Origin of the sequence: Mesorhizobium sp. M7D.F.Ca.US.004.03.1.1, assembly GCF_003998635.1 — a bacterium.
In the GTDB taxonomy this organism is placed as follows: domain Bacteria; phylum Pseudomonadota; class Alphaproteobacteria; order Rhizobiales; family Rhizobiaceae; genus Mesorhizobium; species Mesorhizobium loti.
Genome location: NZ_RZQG01000363.1, coordinates 1 through 5,682 on the forward strand (window position 1 = coordinate 1; position 5,682 = coordinate 5,682).

Annotated in this window: 5 protein-coding genes; 2 read left to right on the forward strand and 3 right to left on the reverse strand. The window is 63.1% G+C overall.

The window, feature by feature from the left end:
* Positions 1-1,153, reverse strand: a 1,153-nt coding sequence (locus EN935_RS19840; RefSeq protein ID WP_127373551.1) for an FAD-dependent monooxygenase, incomplete at its 3' end; no start/stop codon positions are given.
* An 18-nt stretch (positions 1,154-1,171) separates the two neighbouring features.
* The gene (locus tag EN935_RS19845) at positions 1,172-1,417 is read right to left on the reverse strand and encodes a zinc-finger domain-containing protein (RefSeq protein ID WP_109663012.1); all 246 of its coding nucleotides are present in this window, start codon (positions 1,415-1,417) and stop codon (positions 1,172-1,174) included.
* A gap of 143 nt (positions 1,418-1,560) precedes the next feature.
* Here EN935_RS19845 and EN935_RS19850 point away from each other — a divergent pair, with 143 nt between their 5' ends.
* The gene (locus EN935_RS19850; RefSeq protein WP_109663014.1) at positions 1,561-3,762 is read left to right on the forward strand and encodes an RNA degradosome polyphosphate kinase; all 2,202 of its coding nucleotides are present in this window, start codon (positions 1,561-1,563) and stop codon (positions 3,760-3,762) included.
* Complete coding sequence (ppx, locus tag EN935_RS19855; protein WP_127263983.1) at positions 3,762-5,297, forward strand: exopolyphosphatase; 1,536 nt, start codon at positions 3,762-3,764, stop codon at positions 5,295-5,297. The genes EN935_RS19850 and ppx overlap by 1 nt, the downstream gene beginning before the upstream one ends.
* 25 nt (positions 5,298-5,322) lie before the next feature.
* Here ppx and EN935_RS19860 read toward each other — a convergent pair.
* On the reverse strand, positions 5,323-5,682 hold a 360-nt coding region (locus tag EN935_RS19860; protein ID WP_164771212.1), incomplete at its 5' end, for a DoxX family protein.

Consider the following 5,682-nt stretch of genomic DNA (forward strand, 5'->3'; position numbering starts at 1 on the left):
GATTGGGGGAGGCCGCCACTGGCCCCGTGGCATGCCAGGCGACGCGGTTGATGGCGCCGCGACGAGCGACCCTGGCGACGCGCGACCGCCGCAGGTTCTCCCAGATTTGAAGACTTTGTGCCGGATCGCCAGGGAAATCGGCAATAATATCGGCAAGCATAGCCGCATCCTCGATCGCCATGGCAGCACCTTGCGCGGCGAACGGCGTCATCGCATGCGCCGCATCGCCGATCAGCGCGATGCCGTCCGGCATTGTCCAGGGCTGGTTCTGTTCGACAGTATGGAGCGGCCAAGTCAGCCACGCCCCAACCATTTCCACCAGTTCTGTAAGACCAGGCGCGGTGCCGCGCATTGCGCTGGCGAGGATGCCGGGATCGGCATGGCCGGACCAGCCCTCGGCAATACGCTCACCTCTGGTGAAGGCGACGAGGTTGAAGGCGTCGCCCTTGCTGACGGGGTAGGCCACCATATGGAAGCCCGGGTGCAGGAAGGTGGTGACGCAGTCCGGAGTGCCGATCGCCGCGAAAGCCTGCCCTGCGGCACTCTGCGCTGCAATGGTCGCGCGCCAAGCCAGTTCGCCGGAAAACCGGCTTCTTGGCGAGGTCGCCCTTTTGGCCGAATCGACAAGTGCGCGCACCGACGACCAGACACCATCTGCGCCGACCAGCAGGAAGCCCTCAGCCTTGATGGTTTTGCCGTCGATCTCGGCCGTCGCCGTGATGCCATCGGGGCCGGTGGCAACGCTGCCGATACGGGCGCCGGTGGTGAGACGGATATCCGGCATCTCGGCAACGCGCGCGGTCAGTGCGCTCTGCAGATCGGCCCTGTGAGCGACGAGATAGGGCGCTTGCCAGCGCGTTTCAGCGGCTTGTCCCAGTGGCACCCGCGCCAGTTCGCGCAGCGTTGCGGCATCCTTCAAGACCACCGCTTCCGGCCGCACCGCTTCCGGCAGCAGATGGTCGAGTACGCCAAGCTGGCGAAGGATGCGTGTCGCGTTGGGAGAAAGCTGGAGGCCGGCACCGGCTGCTTCCAGGCGCTGCGCCTGTTCGAACACCCGAACCGGGTAGCCGCGTTCGGCGAATGCAAGGGCTGCGGTCAGCCCGGCGACACCTGCCCCGGCGATGACAACTTGCCGGGATCGCGTGTCGTTCATCGGGCTTGTCGCGAAGACTCAGGCGGCCTGGTCGATATAGATGCAGCCGGCCGGCAGCGTTTCCGTCGCCTTCAGCTTTGGCGAATAGCGGTAGAGCGTCGAGCAATAGGGGCAGACTTTTTCATTATCGCCACCCATGTCGAGAAACACATGCGGGTGGTCGAAAGGCGGATTGGCGCCCGTGCACATGAATTCCTTGACGCCGATGTCGATTGCCGGGTGGCCCGCATCGTTTTGAAAATGGGGAATGGAACCGCCTGCCATCGTCGTCTCCTTAACGCAGTCTCTTCTGCATCTGGATCATAACAGGCCTCTTTGCAAGATCGATGAAATGAAACTGTCGCAAAAGCCTGTCAGAGGATAAGTTAAGCCGGTTAACCGGCTGAGCGGTGGGAAGAGCAGGAACCATGAACGAACTGAAGCCGGTGCAGAGCGAATTCGTGAACGTCGAGGTGGCTCGTCCGGAGGGCGGCAACCCCGATCGCTTCGTCAACCGGGAGTTTTCCTGGCTGCAGTTCAACCGGCGCGTTCTCGAGGAATCGCTGAACCTCAATCATCCGCTGCTGGAGCGCGTTCGCTTCCTGTCGATCTCGGCCGCCAATCTCGACGAATTCTTCATGGTCCGTGTCGCCGGCCTCGCCGGTCAGGTGCGCGAGGGCATCACGCTGAAGAGCCCTGACGGCCGCACCCCCGAACAGCAGCTCGAACAGCTGCTGCGTGAGGTCGAGCGGCTGCAGGAAGACCAGCAGAAGAGCCTTTCGGCGCTCACCGTGCTGCTCAACAAGGAAGGCATCGAGAGCATCACCCGCGATGCGCTGACCAAGGAGGAGAAGGTCTGGCTGGAAGACCATTTCCAGGAGCAGGTGTTCCCGGTGCTGACCCCGCTGTCGATCGACCCGGCGCATCCGTTCCCGTTCATTCCAAATCTCGGCTTCTCGATGGCGCTGCAATTGCGCCACCGCAAGAATGGCGAAGAGATGAGCGCGCTGCTGCGTCTGCCGGTGGCGCTGAAGCGCTTCATCCGCCTGCCGGACCGCAAGCATCATGTCCGCTTCATCCCGCTGGAAGAGGCGGTCGGCCTCTACATCGGCAAGCTTTTCCCCGGCTACGAGGTCAAGGGCTCCGGCACGTTCCGCATCATCCGTGACAGCGATATCGAAGTCGAGGAGGAGTCCGAGGATCTGGTGCGCCTGTTCGAAACGGCACTCAAGCGGCGTCGCCGCGGATCGGTGATCCGCATCGAATTCGACAGGCTGATGCCTGCCGAATTACGCGACTTCGTCGCCGGCGAACTTGGCGTGTCGTCGAGCCGCATCAGCGTCCTGACCGGACCACTGGCGCTCAGTCAGATCTCCGAAATCGTCGCCGTTCCCCGCGACGATCTGAAATTCACGCCCTACAATCCGCGCTTTCCCGAGCGCATCCGCGAGCATGGCGGCGACTGTTTTGCTGCCATCCGTGAGAAGGACATCGTCGTCCACCACCCCTACGAATCCTTCGACGTCGTGGTGCAGTTCCTGCGCCAGGCGATGGCCGACCCGGAAGTGGTGGCGATCAAGCAGACGCTTTACCGCACCTCCAATGACAGCCCGATCGTGCGCGCGCTGGTCGACGCGGCCGAGGCCGGCAAGTCGGTCACCGCGCTGGTCGAGCTCAAGGCGCGCTTCGACGAGGAAGCCAACATCCGCTGGGCGCGCGACCTGGAGCGTGCCGGCGTGCAGGTCGTGTTCGGCTTCCTCGAGCTGAAAACACATGCGAAAATGTCGCTGGTGGTGCGGCGTGAGGACGGCAAGCTGCGCAACTACGTGCATCTGGGCACCGGCAACTACCATCCGGTGACCGCGCGCATCTACACCGACCTGTCCTTCTTCACCACCGATCCGACGATTGCCCGAGACGTCGCCCAGCTCTTCAATTTCATCACCGGCTATGCCGAGCCGACCGATGAAATGCGGTTGGCGATCTCGCCGTTCACGCTGAGAAGCCGCATCCTGAAGCACATTGCCGACGAGATTGCCCATGCGGTGGAGGGTCGGCCTGCGCGCATCTGGATGAAGATGAACGCGCTCGTCGATCCGATCATCATCGACGCGCTCTATGATGCCAGCCGCGCCGGCGTCGAGATCGACCTTGTGGTGCGCGGCATTTGCTGCCTGCGGCCGCAGGTTCCGGGCCTGTCGGAAAACATCCGTGTAAAATCGATCGTCGGCCGTTTTCTCGAGCACAGCCGCATTTATTGTTTTGGCAATGGTCACGGCCTGCCGTCGGACGAGGCCATCGTCTACATCTCTTCGGCCGATCTCATGCCGCGCAATCTCGACCGCCGCGTCGAGACCATGGTGCCGATCACCAATCCAACTGTGCATGAACAGATCCTTGGCCAGATCATGCTGGGCAACATCATGGACAATCAGCAAAGTTTCGACGTATTGGCTGATGGAACCTCCCGGCGCGTGGTGCTGGAGGAGGGCGAGGAACCGTTCAACGCGCAGGAATATTTCATGACCAATCCGAGCCTGTCGGGACGGGGTGACGCGCTGAAGTCGCATGCGCCCAAGCGCATTGCGCAGTTCAAGCGCCGCAAGAAGAACGCCGCAGCGTCCGGCTGATGCTGTCTGATTCCCAGGGCCGGTTGCAGGACCGCCGACCGCTATCGATCATCGACATCGGGTCGAACTCGATCCGTCTCGTCGTCTATGAGGGACTGGCGCGCTCGCCAACCATGCTGTTCAACGAAAAGATGCTGGCTGGTCTCGGCCGTGGCATCGTTTCGACCGGCAAGCTCGATCCCGAGGCGGTGACCCGCTCGATGGAAGAGTTCCGCCGCTTTCGCGCGCTTTCCGACCAGGCCGGCGCCGAACATATGTATGTGCTGGCGACCGCCGCCGCCCGCGAGGCGATCAACGGTCCCGATTTCATCCACCGCGCCGAGGATGTGCTCAAGACCGAAATCCGTGTGATCAGCGGCCGGCAGGAAGCCTATTATTCGGCGCTCGGCGTCATTTCCGGCTTCCATCCGGCCGATGGCATCGCCGGCGATCTGGGCGGCGGCAGTCTCGAACTGGTCGACGTCAATGGCGAAGCGATCGGTGACGGCATAACGCTGCCGCTGGGTGGCCTGCGCCTGCAGGACATGGCGAAGAACTCGCTGACCCAGGCGGCGAAGATCGCGCGTGACGAACTGGCGAAGGCGAAGCTGTTGAAGGGTGGGCAAGGCAGGCCCTTCTACGCAGTGGGCGGCACCTGGCGAAATCTCGCCCGGCTGCACATGGAAATGACCAACTATCCGCTCGGCGTCATGCACCATTACGAGATATCGGCCGAAAGCGCGACGAACTTCCTCAAGCAGGTGGCCAAAGCCGAGATCGAGAAGGTCAAGGGGATCGAAGGCGTTTCCAAGAACCGCCGTTCGCTGCTGCCTTATGGCGCCATCGTGCTGCAGGAGATCATGGCGGCGATGCAGCCGTCGAAGATCATCGTTTCGGCGCTCGGCGTGCGCGAAGGCTTTCTCTATTCGCTGCTCGACGAGGCCGAGCAAAAGGCCGATCCGCTGATTTCGGCCTCGGAAGAACTCGCCCGCCTGCGCTCACGCTCCGTCACCCATGCGCACGAACTTGTCGACTGGACCGCCAGGACCTTTGCCGCCTTCGGCATCGACGAGACCGAGGACGAGGCGCGCTATCGCCATGCGGCCGCATTGCTGGCCGACATCGGCTGGCGCGCGCATCCGGAATATCGCGGCAAGCAATCGCTCAACATCATCGCGCATGCGTCCTTCTTCGGCGTCGACCATCCCGGCCGCGCCTTCCTGGCGCTGGCCAACGCCTATCGTCACGACGGCATCTTCAACGAAGCCATCGCCCCCGAGATCAAGGCGCTGGCGACGCCACGCTATCTGGAGCGGGCACGGGTGCTGGCGGCGATGATGCGCGTCGTTTATCTGCTGACGGCGTCGATGCCCGGCATCATGCCCAGGCTGAAATGGGAACAGCGCGGCAACGGCGTGCTGGCGCTGGTCTTGCCGGCGTCGCTGGCCGATCTCTATGGCGAACGGCCGGCCGGGCGACTGGCGCAACTGGCCAGGATAACCAACCGCCGGCTGGTGTTGGCCGTCGAGGGCGGTCCCAGCATATCGGTCAAATAAATAGAGCGTCTCGGTGAAGTCGGCGTTACGCCAAACCACGCCCGTCGACCGACCAGGCGCCGGCGCCGGCCATCGCCAATGCCAGGAAACCGCCCGATATGGCGATGTCCTTCATCAGCATCTGCTGGTGCAGGAAGGCGAGCATCGCGTCGCCGCCACCCTGGCCGTAATGGCCGATGAAACCGGCAGCGATGCAGAAGGCGGCAAGCAGCAGCGCTATGATCCGGGTCTGGAAACCGACCAGGATGAGCAGTCCGGCGATCAGTTCGAACAGTCCCGTGCCCCAGGCGGCAAGCGTCGGCAGCGGCAGGCCGAGGTCGGCGAAATAGCCAGTCGTGCCGGCAATGTCGCTCAACGCTTGGAAACCGGAGGGCACGAACAGGGC